Source organism: Ruegeria sp. CRTD044 (assembly GCF_059613485.1).
The window spans coordinates 216,545-241,318 of record NZ_JBXWSP010000011.1; the positions used below are offsets into that span (position 1 = coordinate 216,545).

A 24,774-nucleotide genomic window follows, 5' to 3' on the forward strand; every position below is an offset into this window, starting at 1 on the left:
CACGTCAGGGGTTGCTTTGTCCCATGCCGTTCCCGTCGCCAGCCAATTCGTGCAGGAACTCCTCAAGGTTGGTCCAGCCATCTTCGTCCGAATCCTCGGTTGCGTCCGTTGGGTCCGTGGGATTCAGGCCCCATTGCGTTTCCCATTCGTCCGACATCCCGTCGACATCGCTGTCTGCATAGGGCAGGGCGCTTTCAAGCTCGGGCCAACCGCCGACCTTTTCAGGGTTCTTCTTTAGGATTTTGCCGGAACGGTCACGGACCTCCTGAACAACCCTCTGATCCACCGCGTCGCGAGACGGGCGTGTCGCTCCGGCGTTTTGCAGGACCGTTTCGAACACTGTCGAAACCGGATCGGCCTGGACCAAAGGCGGGGTGACCGGCTCATCAACGACATAGACACGATGTTCGGGGGCAAGGACCAGTTCTTCGGGAAGGTCCAGGCTGTTGCGGTTGTCTTCATCAAGGTTGTCCCGAAGGTACAACCGGTAGCCGTTCTTGAAGCCGTCGAACAAGTGCACCAGTAGATTGGAATCGATGCTTTCACCCGACAGCTTCAGGTTGCCAATGATATTGGCGTCCAGCTCGGTCCAGCGATTGTCCAGCGAAACGACATATTGCCAGATCGGTGAGTACATCAGGTTGTTTACGATTTCGGTCGTGGTCCCCGGGGTCTGGGGCGCGATTTGCGGGTTTCTGAACATCCCATGAGAGAACAGGTTGTGATGGATGCTGAAGTTGCCGCCCTTTGTCAGCAGCATGTTGCGGGCCCGGTTGCTTTTGCCTGGTCCGCCATGCAAGAGGGGCTCGCTGATGATGCTCCACTGAAAGGTCAGCCGTTCGGCGTTTTCTGAGTCAATCGTCTCGTCGCTGCCCCAACTGGCCGAAATGTGGTCGAAGATCACGTCACGCGCGGCTTTGGTGTAGACGCCAATGGCCCCTGAACAGCAGGATTCTACGTCGTGCGGTCCGGGCCGGAACCGAACATGGCGCACGATGACATCGTGCGTTCGGATTTCCAGTGATGGGCGCAATTGACGTGGGCCGTTTCGGATCGCAATCCCACCGCCCGGGGCGGTTTCTCCGGCGATGGTCAGAAAAGGACTGTTTGCGATCAGAGACGCCTTTTCCAGTGTAATCGTTCCGCTGACCCGAAAGATGCAGGTTCGAGGACCTTTGGCGTCGATGCATGCACGCAGGGAACCGGGCCCGAATTCTTCGGTAGTCGTCACATAAATCACGCGCCCGCCGCGCCCACCTTTGGCGGCGGCGCCATGCCCTTCAGCGCTGGGAAATGCTCGTTGGGAGCCATCCGGCAGTTGCGCCGAAAAGGTCCGGTTCGCGTTCTCTGCCAGCAGCGTACCGGGGCCGCAGCCAATCGCCAGAACAGTCGCAAATAGCGATACTTTGAATATGGCGAGCGGTCTTTGCCTTTTTGCAATGGGCATTCTAAAAAACCTTGGCTGTTGTCAAAATTCTTCTGCCTTTGGTCTAGGGCGCGGTGTCCCGGGTTTGTGCTTTGGTCGCGCAGACCATCATTGAATCCCGCAGGTGCACTGGGATCACTAGGTCAGACAGCCGTGCCGGAACCTTGAAGCGCGCCCATCTGGGTAGATAACGATGCACTCTTTCAACCAGATATCCTAACGGAAAATACCAAGTTGGACGATGAAATTCGGTTTGCTGCAAGCCAGCTTTGGCCAAGGCAAAGCGCAGTGTTTCAGGGTCGAAATAGCCGATATGCGCAACACGATAGTGCCACCATTGGTCTCCCATGATACGCGCCAGCAGGGACGAGCGGTCGGGCGTAACGACGACCAGTACTCCGCCATCGGCCAACAACCGTGCAGCCCGGGTGATCAGGTCCAGCGGATCCGGAACATGTTCGACCACGTCTACCAGCGTGACTACATCGTAGGGGCCGGTCAGATCGGGATGTGGAAGAACGCCTTGGACCACCGGCAGGCCATGATGTTTTGCGCGGGCGCAAAACCGTCGCGACGGCTCAACCCCGATCGCGTCGTAACCACAGGCGATGGCCTCCTCGACCAGAATACCGGTTCCGGCCCCCACATCCAGCAGCCGGTTCGCGCCGGCAGTGGGTCTTGGCAGCCTGTTTAGCAGCACCCGTTTCTGCCGCGCCCTTTGGGGGCGCGTCATCTCATAGGCCGGGTCTTCGAGGTCTTCGTAGAATTTAAGGACATCGACCATATCCGTGCATTGGCAAAAACCGCAGCGGACGCATTGGTCGATCGCGGCGGTTGTACCGTAGTCGGCATTCGAAATTTCAAAGTTCCGCGACGTCGGATCCCCGCGCAGGGTGCTTTCCTTTATCCTCCTGAGGCCGCCGGTGCCGCACAGCCAGCATCGCCGGATCGGTGCGGATACAACATCATCTGAAGGCTGGTTCACCATGCGCGCATCACCTCCAGTCTGGCAGCAAGCCGGTCCGTTGCCCGGCACCTATGACCCGACTGGCCGGATTTCAAGCAACTGTTCAAAGAACGGAAGCTTGATCTCGAGCAGAACGAACATGACCACCACCAGCAGAATAACCTGAAAAACAAGGCCGCGTTGTTTGTACAGATTTTCGGGGGCCTGTGCGATCGAGTCCCGGGCCAGCCCGACGGCAAGATAGCGCCCGAACAACATCGCCACGAAGGGCAGAGACAGCAGAAGCTCGACCTTGTACTTTGTCAGGAAAACGCCCAGGAAAGCGGTGGACAAGATTGCGTAGACCAGCGCCGACACCAATAGCTTCGACTCGTCATAGTCTTTGAAAGATGCGCGGTACCGCGCGGCAAGTGCCGGGTCGTCAATGGTACGATATTCGGCAAAGCGCTTGATCGCCATCAGATACGCGCCGCCGAACCAGTACGAGATCAACACGCTGGACGGTGCCACGATCGGCGGAACCATAATGAACCAGCCCGCAAAGAACCGAATGGGGTTGTTGATGGCCTCGCTCAGAACGTCCAAATAGGCGCGGTCCTTGGACCGGATTGGTTTGACGTTGTAGATGATCCCCATGATCAGCAGGGACAGCGCGGTCAGGAAGAACGGCGTATTGATCAGTAGCGCGAGTCCGAGACCGACGATCGCCAGACCCAGCCATTGCAACCAGACGATCCGGCCATCGATCTCGGTCACGACCGAGGCACGCTCTTTCTTCTTCGGGTGGTGTCGGTCGAATTCGCGGTCCAACCACTCATTTATAGTATAGTTGGCCGACGCGATCAGACAGATCGAAAATATCCCGACGGCGAGGTCGATTGCCGACCGACTGGTGAACTCGGCACCCATGATGACCGCAAGAACGGCACCCGGCAGAATGAAGATGTTCTTGAACCAATGGTCGATGCGCGCAATGGACAGATAGTCTTTGAATCCGGCTCTTACCATTGCAACCACTTTCACCGACACAACAACATTTGCCGGGCCCGAAAAGGCGGGAAACAGAACACTACGGGCGGCATGTCAGATTTCCAGACTGCGCCTTGCGTGCTTCTTCCGGCGATCATAAAGCTTCAAAACCACAAGAAAACTAGCACATATGACCACCGCGACGATAGGCCAAAGTGCTGCAAGATACCTTACCGATGCGATGGATAGTGTTGCAGACAGAAACAATAGCGCGTGCAGGCTCAGCACCCCCAACCCGGCCAAAGTCAGTATTTGACGTCCGGCCCAGTTTTGGCGCAGCCAAAGGATTGAGGCCGCCAGGATCAAGATCGAAGCCAGCCAACCTATCGCAAGCGCGGAATGGATAAGACGTGCATACGGCGGATCAAAAACATCGCGGGTGATGTAGCCGAGCGCATTGTCCATCGGGAACGGCCCATTCTGCGCGATGTAGGCGGTGATGTCGTTCGCGGTCACGGCATGGTAGAAGGGCTGCCAGAGGGCGACATAGTGCTGTAGCGGCAACCGCAGAAACCCCGTCGGGTTCGCCAGAATTCGTTTTGAACCGATTTCGGCCATGAGTTCGGTCTTTGGGATGCCAATTCGGTCGGCAATGGATTGCAACCGGCCCTTCTCGTACAGAAACATCAAACTGGCTTCGTAGCTGTGCATCAGAAAGAAGGAGACCGGTCCAAATGGCGCCCGGGAAATCGCCTCTCGTGCGTCAGCCGGGCCCTCTTCTTCAAGAATAATCCAGACTTCGGTTCGTGGATCATCGGGGGCATAGGGGCTTGGGCCTGCGGCGAACATGGCGCTTTTTGCGAATACGACGTTCCCCAGCACACTTTCGCGAGGTTCATCGTGGCGAAGATCGTAAGCGGCGCGGTCTGCAAACAGCACGAAGGCGACGCCCAGAACCGCCAGAGCCAGGCCTGCCCAAGGGCGCCTGCCATTGATATAGCTCGCGCAAAGAACCGCCACGATAACGATGGGCAAAAGAGCAAAACCAACTGGGCGGATCGCGATCATGACGCCGACTGTCATGCCTAGGGCTGCAAAGTGCCAAAGCTTCGGGCCGTGGATCGCTTGCACCAGACAGGCAAGATAGACGCATGTCGCGCTTTGGAACAAAGACTCGGACAAGATGCTGTAGTTGAAGTAGACCGTCATCGGGTTGATGATCAGAATCCCAAGCAGGACCAGACCGGCGCGGGGATGGCCAGTGGCCTGAGCCAGTGTGACCGACAATAGACATGCAGCAGCCGAGAATACCCAGATCTGGCCCACAACAGCGGCGCGCAGCGGGTCCGGGAACCCGTCGAAAAGGTCCAGAAAAAAAGGATATGCAAAGCCGCGATAGGCGGCGGCTTGAACGTAGTCTGCCGAGTCACTGGAGAAGTTTACGTCAACCAAGGGAAAAGCCGTCTGAATCACCGCCAGGACCAGTGCCAGCGCGATGATTATGAGCCCCCCGTTTTCATCTGCCCTTGAAGAAGCTTTCCCCAAAACCCACTCCAAGCAAAGTCCGGTATTTCCGACCGCGCCGCACGTCGATCAGTACCCGCGCGCAGCATCCGGTACTCGCATGGTAGCACAGACTCGGCCACCAGACATCCCCGGTGGCCGGAACGGCGCGGTCGCCGGATTTTCTAGTAGTCGTCGTAAGTGCCGTAATACCCTTCGTACGTGGTCCAGCGGTACTTCTTGGGATCGACGTCATTCAGAATCGTACCCAGCACATTGAAGCCGGATGACTGAAGCCGTTTAGCCGCGGCTTGCAACGCATGCTGTGGCGTTTTTCCCCAGCGCGCGACCAGCAGAACGGCGTCGGCGAGGATGTCGTTGCGGTACACTTCATCCATCACCAGTGCCGGGGGCGTGTCCACAATGATGATATCGTATTGATCCAGCAGCGTCTCTTTCAGCTGCTTGAGCTTGTTCGACGCGGCATCAGAAAGCTCGTGCGTAGGCGAGGCTGCGGTGATCAGATCCAGTGACCCCTTGGTTTCGGTGGTCAGAGCATGTTGCAGGGTTACACTGTCAGAATAGATTTCCGAAAGTTGCACCTCATCCATGTCCGGAATGAACGTCTTCGTCGCGCCGCGACGGTGCGTGTCCAGATCAATCAGCAGAGCGTTCAGTCCGTCGACCGCCGCCGAGGTCGCCAGAACGCTGCTGACGAAGGATTTGCCCTCGTTCGGCAGGCCCGAGGTGATCAGGATCACCTTGGAATGCTGGAACTTGATACAATTGGTCAAGATGCCTCGGGCGGCTTCGGCCAGCGGCGATTTCTGGCTCTGCAACAGGTTTTCGATCGCTTTGTTCTCACCGGCGAACATTTTGCTGCGTCGCTGCCGGGCGATATATCCCAGGTTGCTGAGGCCGGTCATTCGGATGATCTGGTTTTCGCTGCGCACCGTTCTGTCCAGGCCCTCGCGCACCAGCGCGATGATGAAGCCAACGATCATGGCGAACAGGCCGGCCAGCACCGTGATCAACGACCTGCTGGGGGCATAGGGTTCAACCGGAATTCGCGCTTTGGAAACCTGAACTGTGCCGTCCTCAAGCTGGCCGATGCGGGTTTCCAGCAAGGTCAGGTTGTCGATCGTGGTTTGGTAGCGAGTTCGCAGTAGTTCGACCTCGCGTTCCCGGCGCAGCAACGACAGCTCCAGACGGGTGCGGGCCTCCAGCTCCTGCTCAGATGTGATCAGCTGCTCCTGGAGGGCCAGAATTTCGTCTTCCGGTAGGTTGCGTTCGATGCCGATGCGCAGCTGGGCCTTGCGCCGCTCAACCTCGGCGCGCAGCCGGGTCACGAACTGTTCGTCGTCCAGATTGTCCTCACGGATGAACTCGGCCAAATTCGATTCCGCTTGGGTCAACTCTTCGCCAAGGATACCGACCCGGCGTTTGAGATTGTCGATCGATGTCATCAAGCGATTGACGCGTGCGTCGCGCTCGTTCGCGATATAGACGGCAATGACGGTATTGGGCAGGGCTGCAGCCAGCACCGGCGATGTGGATCGGCCTTCGATGCTGATGGCGAGGCTTTCTCCCGCGCGGGAGACGGAATAAGAGGCCAGAACCTTGTCAGCGACCGCAGCGCGGTGAATCTCTTCATCCGCCTCGCTGTCCGCGCCGGGGGCACGGCGCACAAAGCTGGGGTCGTCGAACAGACCCAGGCGGTCTGCCACCTGCTCGGCAAAGTCGCGAGACCGCAGTCGGGCCAACTCGGTTTCCACGCTCGACCGGTTCAGTTCATAGGTTTCCAGCTGTCCGGTCGACTCGCTGAATCGTGTTTCCGTGAGAGCCAGAACCATCTGCGCGTCCGACCGATACTGGTCGGGGATGGTCGACATGTAGAAGGCTGTTGCCGAGACCGCACCGACGACCAACAGAAAGATGACCAGCAGGTTCCGGCGCAGCAGCAACCAGATATTGATGAAATCGTTGGTTTCATGCTGGCTGGCAATTGCGTCGTCACCGGATTGCACGAGTGTTCTCCATTTTTTTCGGACCGTGAATACGGCTTAAAATCGGCGTCAGAATCGAACTGTTATTTATCATATTGTTTTACCTGTACTTTGATCGGCTCGATAGATTTATCTAGCCATATCAGGCCAAAAGGCCGTCCCTGTGCGTTTGGCGGGCAAAAAAAGCGATGCAAATCCGAGAGCAGAGAGTTTTTGGCCATTCTGGCGTCGGGCGAAGAGTTGCCTTTTTGAAGTTTTAAATTCGTGAACAAAGCGCTTTGTTGCCGGCGTTGTTGCCAAAGCCGATACAGTGGGTTTGGTCCGGCATACCTACCTTCCGGCGTCCTGCGCCCGGGCTTCCGGTGGTTCAGCAGCAGGCTCGCGAAATGTGATTTTCCAGTTCAGGGTAAAATTCAGAAGGAATATGCACCCGGTCACGAACGCCTGAATGATCAAGTAGTGGAAAGGCAACAACGCAAAGAGAAGAGAGAACAGCGCCACGTTTATCGCCGACGTCGTCGCCGTGACCAGAATGAACCTCTGCACGGCGCTGCGATGTGGAACGCTGGACCGAAACACCCATAGTCTTTGGATGCAGTAATTGAATGTGGCCCCCATCAGGAACCCGATTGCCGAAGCGATCGTTTCGTAGATGCCCAAGACCTCGACCGAGAACGCCATCGCCGAGAAATGGATGATGACGGCCGTGCACCCGGTCACGAAATAGCGACCGACCAGAACCGAGACGTGTTTGAGGTCTTCAAACTTCATCAAGCAATCCTTCAGGGCGTGAATCCAGAGCCACCCGATTGAATATCATCGATCCTATCATTGTTCGGCCGCGAGTGTTGGAACAAGCTTCATGATAAACGATCCTTCATTCGATCGGTTTGAAACTGGCGGGAGATCCATAGATCCGCCCGTCGGCCTCCTCATAGAGTAGCGTCAGATCAGCTTCGCGGATCAGCCGTTCCTCATCGACCAGATAGAACCGCCAGTCGACCTCGTTCAGGATGGCGACAACCGCGTTTTGGTTTGCCACGCGTTTGCGGACCTCCTGAATTTCTTTTTCTGGCGACGTACCAGGGTCCGGCCTGCCGGTTCTGCGTTCGAACAACTCAGGGGACTTGAGCGCATCCACGCCCTTGACCAGCCGAATGACATCATAACCGTTGGAATAGACCACGACACCATCCCGCAAATTGTCCAGATGCGCCAAGGTCGGAGAGTTCTTCCAGACCGGTGAGGCATAGAAATTCCCCTCAGTCATGTGGGTGCGGGTCATCGCTGCCGTGCGTACGGCATAGGTTCCGGTCAACGCCAGCGCAAGTATGAGGGCTACGGGACGCAGCCGGTTCATCATATCCGTTCCTGGCTGACCACCAACCAGAGCAAACCCCAGAACCAGGGTCGAAATGAACACTGGCAACAGGTATCGGGCATGGATGGTCAGATTCGCCTCGATAAACAGGGCCAGAACCAGGAAAGGAACGTAGACCAACAAAAAGAACGAGATCGGACGCGCAACTGGCAGACCGGGAAGGTCATCAGGGTTGGTCTGAACCTTCAAAGCTGTGCCGATCAAAACAACGACGATCCCCAAAACCAACACCAAAGCGGTCAACGTGATAATTGGCGGCAGGGAGCTTGGCAGCACGTAGGCTGAAAGCGTGGTCAGTGCAGCGCGGAAGGTCTCGGCGTTGGGATCCCCAAGGAGCGCTGCTTGACGCCCGATGCCGGTCCCGCCAGAGGTTTGATTGTACAGGTACCACCCGATGATGAGTGCGGATGCGATCAGGCCGAACACAATCGCCGAAACCAGTCGACGGCGCAGGTCGCCGTGACCATAAACCAGGATTGTCAGCGAGCAGGCCGCGATCAGAGGGACCAGTGCGAACCGGGTCAGCACGCACAGGGCCGCCACAAAGCTTGCCAACACAAAGGCGGACAGGTTGTCGCCGCGCAGGTAACGGGACATGAAGAAATAGGTGCCCAGCAAGCAGTTTGTCGTGAGCGGTTCCGACAGGATCGTGACATGCGCGTACATGAACTGGGGACTCAGGACCATGATCAGCGCTGCCAGAAAGATCATCCGTGGCCGAACCTTGCAGTCGTGCAGGATCAAGAACATCAAAGCGATGTTCAGGATCAGGCTGAGGATATTCAGTACAGTGGCCGCAAGCACGGGCTGGACACCCATTCCGGCCAGCAGATCAATCAGCGCGGTATAGGTTGGCGCCTGTTGAAACCGGTCGGGGGACAGCCCCAGATAGGCCATTGAATCCGGACGCATTCCGATTCCGTGCCATGTGCCGGCGGCAAAAAGCCCGGCTGCACAGGCAACGAGGAAAAAGAAAAAGACCTTCAGTTCGGTGGACTGCCGCATGAATTCAACCCAAAAAACACTTTTACAACCAACAGCGTGAAACACTGCCGAACGGCGCAAGTAGCAGTTTGCGAATTCGGCGTATCCTTAATTTTTCACCGGCGGAGACGATGACCCAAAACGCTAAGTAGGGTCACTTTTGTTGTCAAGTTTATCCACAGCCGCCGCCCAGACCGGCCTAGTTTCGACCTCCGTGCGGACAGCATTGCGCCGGATCGAATGAAGCCGGATCCGCAAGAGGCGGTACATTTACATGCAGGCTGAGCGCCACAATTCCACTCAACAGCAAGACAAGTCCCGGCTTTTCCCTCAGCAGAATGACCGAACCCAGGATAAGGGCCGTGGTCCAGTGAGAGCTGTAAAGCAGTACTTCGAGCGGGTTGAAAAACAGGTAGAACACAAAGAACGTGCCCACCAACGTCCACACTGCCAGCACAAGCGGGGCGCGGCCAGCTGTTCTTGCGCCTGAAACAATTGCCCATCCGACCAGGATTGTCGCCAGAATTGTCAGGATCAAACGGCTTGGATCGCGGAAAATCTCCCATAGCCGATCCAGCAAAAAGCGGCACTGAACGGTTTCGGCCGGCGCGACCCACGAAAACAGGAAGAAGCTGGCGGCATAGTCTTTGATGATTTCCGGGTTGGTGAAGTTCGCGGCGTCCGCGTAGCGGCCAACCATCTCGGTCGGTTCCATGAAAGGATCACCGTCCAGAACGATGCCGAGAAAAACGACCGGAGCCATCATGCAGACTACGGCGATCACCGACGGAACCGCCACTCCGAACGTCAGTTTCCGCCCGACACCTCCGCTGAGAGAAGCCCATGAAAATCCAGCATAAACCAGTGAGAATGCGGCCGCCGGCAAATGGGACCATCCGGCCAGCACACCGCAAGCCAGGCCAGCGATCACGCTGGTAAGGGCCGGGTACTTGGCGCAGTGTCTGGCCATCTCGGCCATGATCAACAATGACATGGCGATCGCCCAGAGTGAGACGCTGTAGGTCTCAACAACGCTGAGCGTGGTGACGGTTCCGAAGGTCAGAAGAACAGCAAGCGTCGCCAGAATGGAAACGGAGAGCGACAGGCGTTGGCGTAGCAGGAATAGTGCAATCGTGACGGACGACATGGCGGCCCAGAATGCGAGGCTGATCGAAATCGCGACAGGCTGCCGGATGCCCAGCCAGGTCAGCGGCTCGGCGATGGCGGCGTTCAGCATCACCACCAGCGGGTGGCGCGCAAGGTGGAAAGCCAGGTAGTGCCCCTGAAACAAGCCATGCGAGTAACGGCCAGGGTCCGAGGCAAGAATGCAGTCGTCGTTGTAGAACGGTTTGCCCGGCGGTGCGGGCATGTCCAGAAACTGCCGCGCGAATTCCAGCCGGAAATAGAAAAAAGCAAAGACCACGCCAAACAGAAGCAGTAGCGCGAGGCCCGCCTGCCGTCTCGTTGCAGGAGAGTGTAAAGACCGAAATTCGGACCGGATATCGCGCCAAAGGCCCGAGCAGGATGCAATCAGTTCAGTCATGAACAGACTTAGGCACGTCGGTACGGCGCGTGACAAACGATACGGGCGTGCACCTCTGTTTCGCATGACAATCGTCCGGATTGCGTGCTTTTGTGCGAATTTGGCAAACAGAAGTCCGCGGTTTGAGGATCAGGCCAGCCATTTTTTCTGCCAGAAATGATACATCAGAACCGTCCACAGATGGGGCCCCCAATTGCGACGTCCGCTGAGATGCTCGCGCCATCGTCGCGCCAAGGTGGCTGTGTCGAATACGTCCTCGACCCCTTGTCCTGTTGAAAAAACCTCGTTTGCCACAGGCTTCAGCGGGCCACGCAGCCAGTCGTTGACGGGAATTCCGAACCCTTGTTTCGGACGATCATACAAGGCCTTTGGTACGCGCTTGTCCACTAGGCGCCTTAGGGCCACCTTGCCCTGTTTGCCGTCGAAACGCAGGGATCGGGGCGCCTGCCAAGCGGCGGCGACAACGCGGTCATCCAACAAGGGCGCGCGCGCCTCAAGACCGACGGCCATCGACGCTCGATCGACTTTCACAAGAATGCCTTCGGGCAAATACAGGCAGGAATCCAGCAGCAGCATCGTGTCAACTTCATCAAGGCCGTTGGGCAATCCGAGTGTTTGATAAACCCCGCCGTCATTCACGTCCTTCAGCGCTGCTGCCGGGTCCCAAAGACTGAACAGGGTATTGTATCGGCTTCTGAAATCAGGCTGCGCGATGACCGAGGCGACTTTGGAGATCCTGTCGGCTGTGATCTGGTCGCGCATGGTGCCTGAAACGAGTTTACGCAGGATCGGCGCAACGGCTGCACGCAGGGCATCAGGCGATGCTGCCAAAATCGACGCAGCCGGCCGAGGAAGCTTTCGGCCCAGGCGTTCCATCGCCATCATTCGGGCATAGCGTTCGTACCCGCCAAAGGACTCGTCGCCGCCATCACCCGACAGCACGACGGTCAGTTGATCGCGGGCCAGTTTGGAAACCAGCAGGGTTGGAACGCCGGACGGGTCGGCAAAAGGTTCGTCATAGACGTGCGGTAGGTCATCGAGCAATTCGAAGGCCATGGATGGTGTTGCAGTGACCTCGTGATGGTCCGTGCCCAGATGTGCAGCGATTGCGGCGGCATGGTCTGCTTCGTTCAGGCCTTCTTCCTCGAAACGGACTGTAAAGCTTGTTACCTTGCCGTTGGTTTGTTCCTGCATCATGGCAGTGATCAGGGTTGAATCTATCCCGCCGGACAGGAAGGACCCCACCGAGACGTCCGCGACCATGCGCTCCTGCACGGCACGCTGCAGTTCCTCTTCAATACGAGCCAGCGCCCGTTCTTCGTCGTGGATCGGTGCGGCAAGTCCCCGTTTCGCGCAGTCGCGAAGGTCCCAGAACGTCCGGATGGCATCTACCAGGTCCTGAGCCGTCGCGGGCGGCTGGTCCAAGCGGACTTCGACCATTGATCCGGCGGGCAACTTCATAACTTCGCGATAGATCGAGAGTGGTGCCGGCACATATCCGTAGCGGGCGTATTGCGCCTGGGCCCGCCGGTCGGCTTCCGGCGAGCCAAATGCGGGGTTCGCGCGCAGCGCCTTGAGTTCGGAACCAAACAAAAGCTGGCCGGACTTGAGGCCTAGATACAGGGGTTTTTTGCCCAGCCGGTCGCGTGCAAAAACCACCCGGTTCAGCTTGCGATCCAAGACCGCGAAGGCGAACATGCCGTGCGCCTGTTCCAGTGTCTTGCGGATGCCCCAGCGGTCCATCGCCGCCAGTAGCACCTCGGTATCGGATGTGCCGCGAAACGTGACGCCCTTGTTCAGCAACGTCTGCCGCAGGGCCAGAAAACCGTAGATTTCCCCATTGTAGACGATGGTGAACCGGCCGCTGGGCGAGGTCATTGGCTGCGCCCCGGTCTCCGACAGGTCGACGATCGAAAGGCGGCGGTGGCCCAGAGCCACGCCGGCGTCTGGATCGACAAACAACCCGTCGGCATCGGGACCCCGGTGCTGAATAGCGTCGCACATGGCCTGCAGCGTGGCGCGGCCCGAGTCGGAGCCCATCGGCTGAAAAGTCAGAAATCCGGCGATACCGCACATGGGTCAGGTCCTTTATTCGGCTTGGGGCGCTGTGGGTGGCGCAGGGTTGGCAGCTTGGTTCAGGGCCTGATCATAGGCGCGGGCAATCGCGTCGAGGGAGTAATGTGTGGCGATGCGGTCGCGGGCAGCATTGCTATGGGATTTGTAGGTTTCGGGCGGCCAGTTGGAAGCTTGGACGAGGGCCTCTGCCAATGCCTGCGGATCACGTGGCGGCACGACATAGCCACACGAGTCCACCACTCTGGCGCTGTCGCCGACATGAGTCGTCACGACCGGGCGGCCGTGGCTCATGGCTTCGGCGATCACATTCGGAAAGCCTTCGGTGCGCGAGGCCAGAACCAGCAGGTCAATACTCGCATAGAACTCGGACATATCGTGCAGGTCACCGCACAATGTCACACTGTCTTCGAGCAAATCGTTGTCGGCCAGCATCGCGCGGATCTCGGGGTTCTCCAGCGTCACGCCGTCTCCGGCCAGACGGGCGTGCAGGTCCGGGACGGACTGGCGCGCAACCGAGAAGGCGCGGAAGAAGGTTTCGAAGTCTTTCTGCGGGTGAAACCTTGCCGCCACTCCAAGCACGCGGGCGGGCCCCGGCCGCGCCGTTGGATTGGGCGGAAGGATAAACCCGTTTGGAATCACCGTGGAATGGTCCCCGGCAAAGCCGTATTTCTCGTGCTGAGTTTGAGCGCGGGTCGAGTTGTAGAGGATCCCCTGACAGAATCGGGAAAGCACCTTAGACAGCGCCACCGCAGCGCGGGTGCTGCGGGTGAAGGCAGCCGGGTCGTCCAGCGCTTGCCGCACGGTCCAAACGACGGGAACGCGCCGCCCGGCAAGTTTGCCGGAAATCAGGCCGAGGACCATTGCATGGTACATCCAGCACAGAACCACATCGGGCTGATGGGTCCGGATCAAACGTCGGATCTGCCAAACCGCGCGTAACAGGGCCAATGGCGATCTGGCACGCAGCGAAACGTATTCGACCTTGTCATTCGCCGCCACCGCGCGGCAGCGCTCCGAAACCTCGGTCAGGGCGACGACGCAGGCCCGTTCGCCCGAATGGGCCAAAAGTCGGGCCAACATGGCTTGTGCGCCACCTTGGCCCGAGAAATCAGTGGTGACATGCAAGATCATCGGGTCACCCTCCGCAGCTCACCGGTGGGCGTTCGACACAAGCTGTATGTTGATCGGCCACACATCACCAATTCGCGCTCAGCCCTGTGCCATGTGGCGGGCCGTCGCCTTTTGGCCCACATCAACGATGACCTGCGCCAGACGAGCGACGTTCTCGGCGGACCAGGCCGGGTCGACCAGGAAGGCAAGGCTGGTTTCGCCCAGCTCGCGAGCCACGGGCAACGGTTCCTTGGGTCCCAGGCCTCGGCTGGTGAAGGTTTTCTCGAGGTAAATCTCAGAGCAGCTGCCGGAAAAGGCGGGAAAGCCGGCCTCGGCGATCTCGGCGATGATGCGGTCCCGGCTCCAGCCGGGCGCAAGTGTTTCCGGCCGTACAAATGCGTAGAACCGATAAAATGCGTGGGTAACGCCGTCAGGTGGCATTGGCACGCGAAAGGCCGGGCAGGTCGCAAGGGCGTTGTGCAGGAGATCCGCATTTGCCGTCCGGTGCGCGCGCCACGCGTCCAGGCGTTTCAGCTGTATTCGACCAAGTGCTGCCGAAGGGCCGTTCATTCGCAGATTGGTGCCGGGTCCCGAGTCGTGCAGCCAGCGAAAGCCGGGTGGGTGTTTGGTGTTGAACACGGTGTCATAACCTTTGCCGTGATCCTTGTAGCTCCAGATACGGCTCCAAAGATCAGAATTGTCGGTCAGCAGCAGACCGCCTTCGCCGCCTGTGGTCATGATCTTGTCCTGGCAGAAGGAAAACGAGCCCAAGGTCCCGATGGCTCCGACATGGCGGTCGCCAATCATTGCGCCGTGGGCCTGGGCGCAGTCTTCGATGACCCAAAGGTCGTGGGCGCGGGCCAGATCCATGATGCCGTCCATGTCACAGGGCCAACCGCCCAGATGCACGGGTATGATCCCCCGGGTGCGCGGCGTGATCGCCGGGGCGATGGTTTCGGGCGTGATGTTCTGGGTGTCGGGATCGACATCGACAAAGACCGGGACACCGCCCGCCAGCATCACCGAGCTGGCCGAGGCGATGAAGCTGCGCGGGGTTACGATGACCTCGTCACCCGGTTGCAGGTCTAGCCCGAGCATCGCGGCGTCCAGCGTTACTGTTCCGTTGGCCATGGCGATCGCGTGTTTGGCTCCGGTATATGCGCAGTATTCGGCCTCGAATGCGCGAACATCCGGGCCGGTCCAGGCGTTGACTTTGCCAGAGGCCAGAACTTGCGCTACGGCGTCGATCTGTTCCTGGTCATAGATGGGCCACATCTGCATTTCGCACCTCCTGTCAAATCACCGATCGGACCAGAACAAAGCCTTCAGCCGCCGACCGGTGCACCGTCGCGCCGCGCAGGGTGGCCAAGGCGCGCAAGCTGTCGACCGAACGTTCGTGCGGGGCCTGCTTGACCTGGCTTTCGAACTTGCCGAACGCCTGAAGCTTCCGTTCGATCGTGTCCGAGATGTCGACAAACACGTTTGGCACGAAGGCCGGGGTCAGATAGGGGGCGTTCCAATTGGTTTCGGAAAGGGTTTCGTAGGCCAGAATATTGGCTGGATAGTCATGTTGATGCGGGCGGCTTGCCACCAGCGTGGACAGAAAACTCAACTGGTGATCCATATGAATGTCGCCCGGATGCGGAGCCAGGATCAGGCTGGGGGCGATGTCGCGGACCAGCTTTCCCAGCGCACCGTTCAGGTCCGAATGGGCATGTTCTGACAACTCCGCCGCATTGAAGTCCATCCAATGTGTTTCGGTGACGCCCAGCAGGTCATGTGCGTTGCGTGCCTCGCGCCGTGTGGTTGCGACCTGTTCATCGGTAAACTTCGGGGGTTTGCCGCGAGTGACGACAACCACATGCACTTCGCGCCCAGCATCGGCCATGCGGGCCATCGTGCCGCCGGCGCCCAGAACCTCATCATCGGGATGCGGAGCGACGATCAGCGCGGGGCCGGCGTGGCCAGTGGTCAGGTCCGAAGCGATCATGGATGTGTCCTCAGTTTCGCGTGAAGGGCAGGGGGGGTGTCGGCCCCTGACCATTCGGTTATGTCCAAACAGCGCCCGTCGCCGCAGGCTACCGTAAAGCCGCCGTTGCCGATGGCCTGGATCTGGCCGGGCAGACCGATGAAGTAGCCCTCCGGCTCGGTATACCTGACCCCTGTCAGAACCAGTTTCACGCCATCGGGGCCAAAGGTGTAGGCGCCGGGGTAGGGCGGACCCGATGCACGGATCAGGCGGTGAATGTCCGCGGCAGGATTGGTCCAGTCAATCAGGCCGTCTTCGGGGCGGCGGCGGGCGCACAGGCTGATTCCGTCGGTGCGTTGCGGTTCGGCCGGGATGTCGCCATTGGAGATCTGGTTCAACAGAGGCGGCAGCAGTCCAGAGACGGCACGCAAGGCTCGATTGTACAACTCGCGTGCGGTGACGGTTTCGGGATCGACCGCATAGATGGCCTGAGCGGCAATAGGGCCGTCATCGGCGCCTTCGCCCAACCAGAAAAGCGAGGACCCGACGTTTCGTTCCTGCAACAGGATCGTCCAGGGGATGACACCGCGCCCCCGCAGGCGGGGCAGGGCCGACGGATGAAACCCGATGCAGCCAATCCGCGCCAATGCCCGGAACTCGGGGCCGCAGATCTGTGACCAACCGAGCACCAGGATCAGGTCGGGTTTGACCTTGGCAATCTGTTCGAGAGTCGCCGGATCGTTGGTTTTCTCGATATGCAGAACCGGGACGCCATATTTCTCGGCCGTCGGTGACAGGTCGACGAAATCCGAATGCCGTGCGGACAGGCGCGGCGACAGGGTTACCAGAAGGGCCGGCACATGCCCGGCACCGCACATCGACATCAGGGCTGCAAGCGTGGTCTCGACGGCGCCGACAAGTACGATATTCACGCGTTCATCTCCTGCATGTCCTGGGCCAGCGAGCCATTCGAGTCCATCCATTTCCGCGCCGCCTCGATCCGGTCGTCGCGGCGGGGTTCGTTGTGCAGGGCCGCTCCGACTGTTTCGCCCAAAATCTGCAGGTCCAGCGCCAGTGACCGATGCGCCACGTACCATAGATCAAGGCTCAGCTTTTCACTGTTGCTGAGGTTGGTGTTGCCGCTGACCTGCGCCCACCCGGTCAGCCCCGGCCGAACGGAACATCGGTATTGTCCGGCGGGTCCGAAGTCTTCGATCGTCTCAGGCAGCAAGGGGCGTGGCCCAACCAGGGCCATTTTGTTCTGCAGGATCAGGACAAGTTGCGGGATCTCGTCGAGGCGTAGGCGCCGGATCATTGCCGTGGCGCGCGTCTGGCGATCCGCATCGGGGTGCAACGAGCCATCCGCCGCGCGCGTCTCTTTCATGCTGCGCAGTTTGTAGAGCCGGAAATTGCGACCCTGGCGTCCAGCTCGGATCTGCGAAAACATCAATGGGCGGCCGATGGACAAATAAACCACGACGCACGCAATGACAAAGAAGGGAAGCGCGAGCAGGCCCAGCAGCAGGCAGATCAGGATTTCAAGCAACCGATTCACAAATCAAATCCAACTCGCAACACGCGGGGTCCCGCACACACAAAAAATCAACCAATACAAAGGGACGCGACACGCCACCCGAGCAACCGCGACTGAAATACCGACAACCCGGGTCGACAAGCGGCGATGCAGCAAGATTGGTCGAAACGGATTCTGTTTGCAAGCCGTCGATGCCGCCGCGGGATGCGGGGGCTGAGAATGCAGGGCTGACTAGACGCTGATGCTGATTTGGCTGCTGTATTGCGTCAACGATTCGAACTAAAGCCGTGAATTGTTGCCAGTCAGGAAAAGCAGGAGCCCAAGCCGCGCCGTGATTGCCGCGAAACAAGGCGGGGTGTTCTGATCGGGTGTTTCGCGCAAAAGACCCAGCCTTCGGGCTGCATTCACAGGGGGTTGCGAACGCGGCCGAGGCGGCGGCCCAGGCGCTGACAGGTCAGTGTCGACAGGAAAGCCAGCGCCAAAGGCGAAGCGCCATTGGCTTTGCTTGTCAGCCTGAGGCCAAGCGCCTATGATTTGCCGAGCGGGATCGTTTCTGTTCCGTCGATGACCGAAATTGCTTTTGACGACCGACTTGCGCTGTGGGTGCGGTTTGTGTTTTCGAGATTTGAGTATCGTGCCCGGCACCCACGCCCGGCTTGTTGGTATTTAAGAGTTGGGAGGCCAGGTTTTGCGCAGCTTCTTTCAAGTAATTCTGGCGACGCTGTTGTTTGTGCTGGCCGCTGTGCCGGCCCTGGCCGAAAGCTATCGCCTGCTGCCGCAGGACCGCCTGTCGGTTCGTGCCATGCGTTGGGACCCATTGTCCGCAAGTTACATGATTTGGGATGGCGTGTCCGGCGAGTTCGCTCTGGCCGGTGACGGAACGCTGATGTTTCCGCTGGTGGGGCAGGTTGAGGCGGCCGGACTGACTACTTTGGAACTGTCGCAGATGTTGGAGCTTGAGCTCAGCAGCCAGACCGGCATGGCCGAGCCGCCAAAGGTCGCGCTTGAAGTGACCAGCCACCTTCCGGTCTTTGTTCTTGGAGACGTCAATTCGCCGGGCGCTTACGCCTACCATCCCGGGATGACCGCCCAGCAGGTTCTGGCCCTTGCAGGTGGCCCGATCCGTCCTCCGATCCAGTTTGGGGCAAACAATGATTTCCAGATCATGCGGATGGGTGGCGAAATGCGGCTCCTATCCACTCAGATCGATGAGTTGGAAGATGAGAGGCAGCGGCTGAAAGCTGACCTTGCGAGCCTGCAGGAAGAAGGGATTGAGACCGGCACCGACGCGGCGCCTGACGCTCCCGGAGGGCTCGAGGGTGAAATCCTCGAGGCGACAATGAACGCCCGCGAGGGTTTGGGTGAACGAATTCGGGATCTGCAGGAGATGCTCAAAGAGCAGATCTCGAGCCTGACCATCCAGTTGGAACTTCGCAAAACGCAGATCGAGAATGTCAGCCGGGAGTTAGAAAACCTGAACCAGCTCAAGGAAAAAGGTCTGACCGTATCGAACCGGGTGACGACTATGACCAATCTTCTGAACGATCTGGAATCCAAGCGTCTGGATCAGGAGGTTGCGCTGATGCTGGCCCGTCAGGAGCTGAACCGCGCCGAGCGCGACGAGCTGGAACTGGATGACAAGGCGCGCTCTGATGCTCTGGTCCAGTTGAACGCGGTCGAACGCGAGTTGGCCGCGCTTCGGACGCGCCTAGATACCGCGGCGAGCCTGCACGGAGAACTGGCCGCCGCCGGCTTGCTCAGCGAAGATGACATCGCAAGTGAAGTCGTGATTGAATACATCGTCACACGGGCGGGTGGCACGGCGCCACGCAAGATCGACGGGACCGAGGCGGTTCAGCCCGGGGACACCATAGAAGTCGTACGAAGAACCATTGTTACGTCGAATTGAGTTTTCCGGCGCGAGGTTTGCCGGGTTTGTTTTTTAGTCTGTTCGCAAGGTCACGAGTATTCCAATGTCTCTCCCTGACGGTCGTCCGGTCGACTTTCTGATTTTTGGTGCCGCGAAATGTGCAACCACCTGGTTGCAAAAGTCGCTGATGCAGACGCCGGCCATTCATATGCCGGGTCCCGAGTTGCATTTCTTTTCTCGGTATTTTGGAAACGGACTGGACTGGTATCGTGACCAGTTCGAAGACTGCGATGGCGCAGATCTGATCGGGGAAAAATCGAATTCGTACCTGACTGAACCCTTGGCTGCGCAACGCATCCGAGACAATTTCCCTGAAACTCGGTTGATCCTGCAGATGCGGGACCCGGTTCAGCGCGCCTATTCCGACTATTGCATGCTGTTCCGCCGCGGCGAGGTCTCGGGAAGGATCGAAGATTATCTGGATCCGGCGGTCGCGGCCGACCAGCGGTTTCTGTCCGATGGGCGATACGGCCACCATCTGAAGCGGTTCTACGACTTGTTCCCAGAGGACCAGATCCTGCTGCTGGCCTATGAGGATGTACGTGTGAACCCTCATGGGAACCTGAAGAAGGTGGCCGGCCATATTGGATATGACGGACAGCTGGAACCGCCGGTGCAGCAGAAGGTCAAAGATAAGAATGCACCCATGGTGCCACTGTCGCTGCGTCGCGTGCTGAAGCCGGTTCGAGCTGTTCTGGACCCTGTACGTCACACCTGGCCGGTACGGTCCATCCGAAACGCCGTCGCTCGAAAGGTGACCTACCCGGCCCTGTCGCCCGAGTTGGAGGCGAAGATGACCGAGTTCTATGCGGCCGACGTAGAATTGCTTGCCCGCCGCAATCCGGGTCTCTGCCAGAATTGGACGGTTTCGGATGCCGTTCACAGAAGCGAATCGCAGGCCATGTCATGATCGAAGCCATAGTTTGGTTTCCATTCAGGAAACAAAAGCGCCTTAGGGCTTTGTGCGTGCACGATGAACCGGGACTATCGGGCCCTGAGGATACAACAATTGATACTGCGACGGCGGTCGCGTGCTGAAAAAAATGGCATTTCTGTGATTTTATGGTGTCCAAGTGGTGGAAAGGGGATTTTGATACCAATGGTGGTGTGGTAGCCTTGAAGACGTGGGTTCGTGGTCGGGACCCTGTGATGGGCCAGACGACGTATAGTGTAACGAGTTGACGAGTTAAAAGGGGGTTTGGTTCAGGGCGGAGGTTTCTAGGCGCCCGGATTCACGTGGGGGACTTTTAGCGAAGCAATGTGTTTGCCGGCCGGCGCCATGTGGCGTCGATCGGGAATTGAGGCTTTTTAGTGGTGGAGCGGGCGTGTTTGGCCCGTCTCATTTCAGTCGAGTGGTAAGTGGCAATTTTTGCCGGGGGTTCTTATGAGTATGTACGAGCAAGAGTTGGTTAAGCTCAAGAGTGGACCGGATGCAGATAGCACGATCGAACAGGATCGCGCCTTCGGAGACATCCAGTCGAAGCTGCGACAGAAGCTGACCGAATTGAGCGCCAACCGGCGCCTGCTGATTGGAGATGTATTCGCATCCGCCGGAGCTGTGGCCGCGGCCGTCGTTCTGGCTAATGGTGGCATCGTTCCTGAACAGTTCGGGTCTGTTCTGTTGCCGTTGGTCGTTATGACCTGCCTGGTGGCGCTGGCGGTTTTGCCGCTTTCCGGCATCTACAAACGCCACACACGGTCGACTTCGCTGCGCGATGTGACGCTGATCGTGCGTGCTGCAGGGCTGTCGGTTGTTTTGTTGGCATTGCTGGGTGCTGCCCTTCCCGTTACCGCACAGGTGCCGCTGGCGGTCTATGTTATTCAGTTCCTGCTGTTGGTTCCCGCCTTTGGTACTCTGCGCGTCCTAGCGCGCAGCACCGAGCTGACGAGCGATCCGGCGCGCCGTTGCCCGGATGCGTCTAACGGGAAAATCCCGGTTATTCTGGTCGGAACCGGCGCCAGCTGCGACCTGTTCGTGCGGTCGCTGCACAATCAGGAATCCAAGTATGAACCTGTCGGGATCATCGACGATGCGCGGAACACGCAGGGCCTGTATTTTCACGATGTGAAGATCATCGGGTCGCTGTTGGATGCTGACGCCGTCATCGAACGTCTGAAGTATTATGACCAACTGCCGCAGCGCGTTTTGTTGACCGAGCCCGTAACCCATTTTGAAAGCGATGGCATTCGCAAGCTGACCCGTTGGGCTGAGGCCAACAGCATTCCGGTATCGCGTCTGGCGGGACTCGAAGAACTTGGCACCGAGAGCAATGGCATCCGGACCGTCAATCCCGAAGACATCCTGGACCGTCCGCAGAAAGCGGTCGAACGCTCGATGCTGCGCGAGATGTTCAAGGGCCGCCGTGTCCTGATCACCGGCGCCGGAGGGTCGATCGGTAGCGAGCTGACACGCCAGATCGCCTCGTTCGAGCCGGCCGAGCTGGTGATGATCGAGAACACGGAATATAACGCCTATTCCATCGATATGGATCTGGGTCAAAACTTCCCGGATGTCGCACGCCGCATCTACGTGGCCGACATTCGCAACGCGTCCCGCGTGAACGCGATCTTTGAACGTCACCGCCCCGAGTTGGTCTTCAATGCTGCTGCACTGAAGCATGTGCCGATGGTTGAGCTGAACCCTTGCGAAGGCGTTCTGACCAACGTGATCGGAACCCGGAATGTGGCGGACGCGGCCCGCAATGTGGGTGCAATCGCCATGGTTCAGGTCTCGACGGACAAGGCGGTGAACAGCACCAGCGTCATGGGCGCCACCAAGCGCGTGGCCGAGTTCTACGTTCAGGCGCAGGACCGTGTGACCAACGAAACCGACGAGAAGACCCGCTTCTTCTCGGTTCGGTTCGGTAACGTGCTGGGGTCGTCCGGCTCGCTGATCCCGCTGTTCCAGCGCCAGATCTCGGAAGGTGGGCCGCTGACGGTGACTGATCCGAAAATGGAGCGGTACTTCATGACCATCCGTGAAGCCGTGCAGCTGACACTGGTCGCCGCCGCGCGGGGTTTGAACCTTGAAGACAGTCACGGCGAGATTTTCGTTCTGGATATGGGTCGGCCAGTCAAGATCGTGGACCTCGCCGAGCGCATGATCCGTCTGGCCGGCCTTGAGCCCTATCAGGACATCGACATCAAATTCATCGGTATCCGTCAGGGTGAAAAGCTGTACGAAGAGCTGTTCGACGTGACCGAAGAGCGTCGCGAAAGCGGTATCCCTGGCGTTTCCTCGGCTATTCCCGAAGGCGTCTCTGCCGCGCGTTTGCGGGCGCTGATTCTCAAGCTGGAACAGGCTGCTCAGGACGGCAGTGATCTTGGGGTCAAAAAGCTGCTCAAGGATCTGGTGCCGGGTTACGGTGCAAACGGTCTGCGCCCGATCGATGGCAAAGAGCTGGCCGCGCGCACCGGCAAGCCGCAGATCAAACCTGTGCCGACGCCCAAGCGGATTGCAAACTTCGCACCGCAAAAAAATCTGGAGACGATCAACGCCGGTCGCTAAAATTTTGTCAAAAGTACATTTAAGTGAGCGGCATTTTCAGCCGCGGGTTACGATTTCAGAAGGGCTCTTCGGAGCATATTGTTGATGATCATTTGCGACCCTGGCGGTTCACGGCAACCTGCAGATTTTGGCGGGCCCGTCCGAACGGGCAAAGCGAGAACGATATGACGGCTGAGGCCGAACATATGCGTGACCGGGCCGTTTCTCAGGCCGGGTCTGGTCGTCGTCGGGCGGTGTTGTGGCTCCTGTTTGGGGGGCTGCTGGCCGTGATGTTGGCGGCCCTGTTTGGCCGGATCATGTCCTTTGGTTTGCGTCGGGACGAACTGATGTTCGTGGCACCGGCAGAATTGTTGGGCCAATGGCGCCTGTACCAGGACTTCTTCTACAATCACGTTCCGGATTCGGCGTGGTATTTCCGCGGTCTCTATTTGATCACCGGTCAGGAGGGTCTGCTGGGCTCAGCGCGCCTTGGTGTGTTTCTTGGTTGGATTGCGTTGATCGGCGGTACCGGTTGGGTGACCTGGCGCCTGTCCGGATCGGCTCTGCTGGCGGCATTCTTCATCGCGGTCTTGATGGTTGATGGAACACTTCTTGCGCAGGCCGGAATGGCCGCCAGCAACAACCTGCTGCCATTGCCCTTCGTTGTATGGGGTGTCGGGGGTTTTCTGCTGGAAACCCAGCGCGACCATCCGCGGCCAGTTGTTTTTGTACTGATTGGAGTCTGCCTGTCGATCGCAGCGGGGATGAAAGTCAGCGCAGTGGTCTTCATTCCGCCCGTCGCGATTGCCACTTTTCTGATGCCCGGACATATGGCGTTTGCAGAACGTGTTCGACGGGTGACCCTGCCGATGCTGGCGGGCGGGCTGCTGGGTGCCTTGCCGTTGTTTTGGAACATGGCCGTTGATCCTACGGTTTTCATCGCGCATGTCCTCAAGTTCCATACGGGTCCGCACGTGGCCTACTGGCAGGCCAACGCCGCCTCTGAACCCGATCTGGCTCTGGGCCTTGGGGGCAAAGTGCAGTTGGCCTATTCGGTCTGGTTGGGTGGAGCGGCGCTGGTTTGCCTGTTCGTCGTTGCCTATCTGGCAGTTTTGGCCAGATCTGGCGGCATGCTGCTCTCCGAACTCGGCGCGGTTCTATTGGTTTTGGTCCTGATCGCCGTGACCGCCGCCTTCAGCTTTGTGCCGTCGCCCGGGTTTCCGCAGTACTACATTCAGCCCTTGGTCATGATCCCCCTACTGGGCGCGTTGGTTTTCCGAAAGGTCGGGCCAGAGCAGCGTTCGCAGGTCACCCCGGTCCTTGCTGCCGGTTTCGTTCTGCTGGCAGTGCTGGGGGCGCCGCGCCTCGTTCCCGGTCTGGCAGCGCTGAGCGATCGCAGCGGCTTTACGACTACCCGAGTGGCGCAGGGTGGCGAAGCGTTGAAGGCCGCGCTTGAATCGAGTGCCCATCCAGACGGACCCGTGGCGACGATCATGCCGATCTACCCGCTTGAAGCGCAACTGCCGGTCTATCCGGAACTGTCTACTGGCCCTTTTGCCTATCGGATCGCGCCTTATACGGAACCTGACTTGGCCACGAAATACGTGATGGCGGATGCGGCCGGGTTGCAGGCAGTGTTTGATTCCAACCCTCCCTCCGCTTTCCTGCTGGGATATGATCCGGCTCTTGAGCAGCCATTGTTGCGCTATGCGGAAACAAACGGCTACCAGCCCGTGGAAATTTCGGGATTGGGCAACCGCTACGGGCAAGGTGTGGTATACTTGAAGCCATCGGGAGCAACGGAATGAGCCCAACCCGATCCGCGGTCTCTGGTGGCCGGTTCGTCAAGCGGCCGGTGTGAGGCCTACGCAGACATGCAGATTTTAGTA

At 58.8% G+C, this 24,774-nt stretch carries 18 protein-coding genes; 4 read left to right on the forward strand and 14 right to left on the reverse strand.

Annotated elements, in window-relative coordinates; genetic code table 11:
* Positions 1 to 4: 4 nt before the first annotated feature.
* From AC2FNL_RS11010 to AC2FNL_RS11075, 14 genes are all read right to left on the reverse strand, one after another.
* Entirely contained in the window at positions 5 to 1,447 is a 1,443-nt protein-coding gene (locus AC2FNL_RS11010) for a pectate lyase (RefSeq protein ID WP_093963232.1), read from the reverse strand.
* Positions 1,448 to 1,490: 43 nt separating this feature from the next.
* The gene (locus AC2FNL_RS11015) at positions 1,491 to 2,210 is read right to left on the reverse strand and encodes a class I SAM-dependent methyltransferase (protein WP_170589041.1); all 720 of its coding nucleotides are present in this window, start codon (positions 2,208 to 2,210) and stop codon (positions 1,491 to 1,493) included.
* Between the two features lie 252 nt (positions 2,211 to 2,462).
* On the reverse strand, positions 2,463 to 3,401 hold the full coding sequence (locus tag AC2FNL_RS11020; RefSeq protein ID WP_093963234.1) for a UbiA family prenyltransferase: 939 nt from the start codon (positions 3,399 to 3,401) through the stop codon (positions 2,463 to 2,465).
* A gap of 75 nt (positions 3,402 to 3,476) precedes the next feature.
* Positions 3,477 to 4,919 (reverse strand): hypothetical protein, encoded by a 1,443-nt coding sequence (locus tag AC2FNL_RS11025; RefSeq protein WP_496833610.1) that lies wholly within the window; start codon positions 4,917 to 4,919, stop codon positions 3,477 to 3,479.
* 131 nt (positions 4,920 to 5,050) lie between these two features.
* Entirely contained in the window at positions 5,051 to 6,892 is a 1,842-nt protein-coding gene (locus AC2FNL_RS11030) for a GumC family protein (protein WP_093963236.1), read from the reverse strand.
* Positions 6,893 to 7,201: 309 nt separating this feature from the next.
* Positions 7,202 to 7,642, reverse strand: coding sequence for a GtrA family protein (locus tag AC2FNL_RS11035; RefSeq protein WP_496833612.1), 441 nt, complete (start codon positions 7,640 to 7,642; stop codon positions 7,202 to 7,204).
* A 106-nt stretch (positions 7,643 to 7,748) separates the two neighbouring features.
* A complete protein-coding gene (locus AC2FNL_RS11040; protein ID WP_496833614.1) occupies positions 7,749 to 9,257 on the reverse strand; it encodes an ArnT family glycosyltransferase in 1,509 nt (502 codons plus the stop codon).
* A 178-nt stretch (positions 9,258 to 9,435) separates the two neighbouring features.
* The gene (locus AC2FNL_RS11045) at positions 9,436 to 10,779 is read right to left on the reverse strand and encodes a hypothetical protein (RefSeq protein ID WP_496833616.1); all 1,344 of its coding nucleotides are present in this window, start codon (positions 10,777 to 10,779) and stop codon (positions 9,436 to 9,438) included.
* 129 nt (positions 10,780 to 10,908) lie between these two features.
* Positions 10,909 to 12,855: an asparagine synthase (glutamine-hydrolyzing) gene (gene asnB, locus AC2FNL_RS11050; RefSeq protein ID WP_496833618.1), complete on the reverse strand. Its 1,947-nt coding sequence runs from the start codon at positions 12,853 to 12,855 to the stop codon at positions 10,909 to 10,911.
* A gap of 12 nt (positions 12,856 to 12,867) precedes the next feature.
* Positions 12,868 to 13,986 (reverse strand): glycosyltransferase, encoded by a 1,119-nt coding sequence (locus AC2FNL_RS11055; RefSeq protein ID WP_496833619.1) that lies wholly within the window; start codon positions 13,984 to 13,986, stop codon positions 12,868 to 12,870.
* 78 nt (positions 13,987 to 14,064) lie between these two features.
* Positions 14,065 to 15,246: a DegT/DnrJ/EryC1/StrS family aminotransferase gene (locus AC2FNL_RS11060; RefSeq protein WP_496833620.1), complete on the reverse strand. Its 1,182-nt coding sequence runs from the start codon at positions 15,244 to 15,246 to the stop codon at positions 14,065 to 14,067.
* 13 nt (positions 15,247 to 15,259) lie between these two features.
* Complete coding sequence (locus tag AC2FNL_RS11065) at positions 15,260 to 15,955, reverse strand: PIG-L deacetylase family protein (RefSeq protein ID WP_496833622.1); 696 nt, start codon at positions 15,953 to 15,955, stop codon at positions 15,260 to 15,262.
* Entirely contained in the window at positions 15,952 to 16,866 is a 915-nt protein-coding gene (locus AC2FNL_RS11070) for a methionyl-tRNA formyltransferase (protein WP_496833624.1), read from the reverse strand. Before AC2FNL_RS11070 ends, AC2FNL_RS11065 begins: the two co-directional genes overlap by 4 nt.
* Positions 16,863 to 17,489, reverse strand: coding sequence for a sugar transferase (locus AC2FNL_RS11075; protein WP_217360697.1), 627 nt, complete (start codon positions 17,487 to 17,489; stop codon positions 16,863 to 16,865). Before AC2FNL_RS11075 ends, AC2FNL_RS11070 begins: the two co-directional genes overlap by 4 nt.
* Positions 17,490 to 18,156: 667 nt before the next feature.
* On the opposite strand from AC2FNL_RS11075, the gene AC2FNL_RS11080 reads away from it, so the two are divergent.
* The 4 genes from AC2FNL_RS11080 (at position 18,157) to AC2FNL_RS11095 (ending at position 24,693) form a co-directional block, all read left to right on the forward strand.
* The gene (locus tag AC2FNL_RS11080; protein WP_496833626.1) at positions 18,157 to 19,377 is read left to right on the forward strand and encodes a polysaccharide biosynthesis/export family protein; all 1,221 of its coding nucleotides are present in this window, start codon (positions 18,157 to 18,159) and stop codon (positions 19,375 to 19,377) included.
* 64 nt (positions 19,378 to 19,441) lie between these two features.
* Positions 19,442 to 20,308: a sulfotransferase family protein gene (locus AC2FNL_RS11085; RefSeq protein WP_093963246.1), complete on the forward strand. Its 867-nt coding sequence runs from the start codon at positions 19,442 to 19,444 to the stop codon at positions 20,306 to 20,308.
* Positions 20,309 to 20,782: 474 nt separating this feature from the next.
* Positions 20,783 to 22,906, forward strand: a complete 2,124-nt coding sequence (locus AC2FNL_RS11090) for a polysaccharide biosynthesis protein (RefSeq protein ID WP_093963247.1) — start codon at positions 20,783 to 20,785, stop codon at positions 22,904 to 22,906.
* A 164-nt stretch (positions 22,907 to 23,070) separates the two neighbouring features.
* Entirely contained in the window at positions 23,071 to 24,693 is a 1,623-nt protein-coding gene (locus tag AC2FNL_RS11095) for a hypothetical protein (protein WP_093963248.1), read from the forward strand.
* The last annotated feature ends 81 nt before the right edge of the window (positions 24,694 to 24,774 follow it).

Coding starts and splice junctions, on each gene's coding strand:
- asnB (WP_496833618.1), bottom strand. CDS start 12,855: ATGTGCGGTATCGCCGGATTTCTGACTTTTCAGCCGATGGGCTCCGAC.
- AC2FNL_RS11045 (WP_496833616.1), bottom strand. CDS start 10,779: ATGACTGAACTGATTGCATCCTGCTCGGGCCTTTGGCGCGATATCCGG.
- AC2FNL_RS11015 (WP_170589041.1), bottom strand. CDS start 2,210: ATGGTCGATGTCCTTAAATTCTACGAAGACCTCGAAGACCCGGCCTAT.
- AC2FNL_RS11035 (WP_496833612.1), bottom strand. CDS start 7,642: ATGAAGTTTGAAGACCTCAAACACGTCTCGGTTCTGGTCGGTCGCTAT.
- AC2FNL_RS11090 (WP_093963247.1), top strand. CDS start 20,783: ATGAGTATGTACGAGCAAGAGTTGGTTAAGCTCAAGAGTGGACCGGAT.
- AC2FNL_RS11020 (WP_093963234.1), bottom strand. CDS start 3,401: ATGGTAAGAGCCGGATTCAAAGACTATCTGTCCATTGCGCGCATCGAC.
- AC2FNL_RS11085 (WP_093963246.1), top strand. CDS start 19,442: ATGTCTCTCCCTGACGGTCGTCCGGTCGACTTTCTGATTTTTGGTGCC.
- AC2FNL_RS11060 (WP_496833620.1), bottom strand. CDS start 15,246: ATGCAGATGTGGCCCATCTATGACCAGGAACAGATCGACGCCGTAGCG.
- AC2FNL_RS11065 (WP_496833622.1), bottom strand. CDS start 15,955: ATGATCGCTTCGGACCTGACCACTGGCCACGCCGGCCCCGCGCTGATC.
- AC2FNL_RS11095 (WP_093963248.1), top strand. CDS start 23,071: ATGACGGCTGAGGCCGAACATATGCGTGACCGGGCCGTTTCTCAGGCC.
- AC2FNL_RS11040 (WP_496833614.1), bottom strand. CDS start 9,257: ATGCGGCAGTCCACCGAACTGAAGGTCTTTTTCTTTTTCCTCGTTGCC.
- AC2FNL_RS11055 (WP_496833619.1), bottom strand. CDS start 13,986: ATGATCTTGCATGTCACCACTGATTTCTCGGGCCAAGGTGGCGCACAA.
- AC2FNL_RS11010 (WP_093963232.1), bottom strand. CDS start 1,447: ATGCCCATTGCAAAAAGGCAAAGACCGCTCGCCATATTCAAAGTATCG.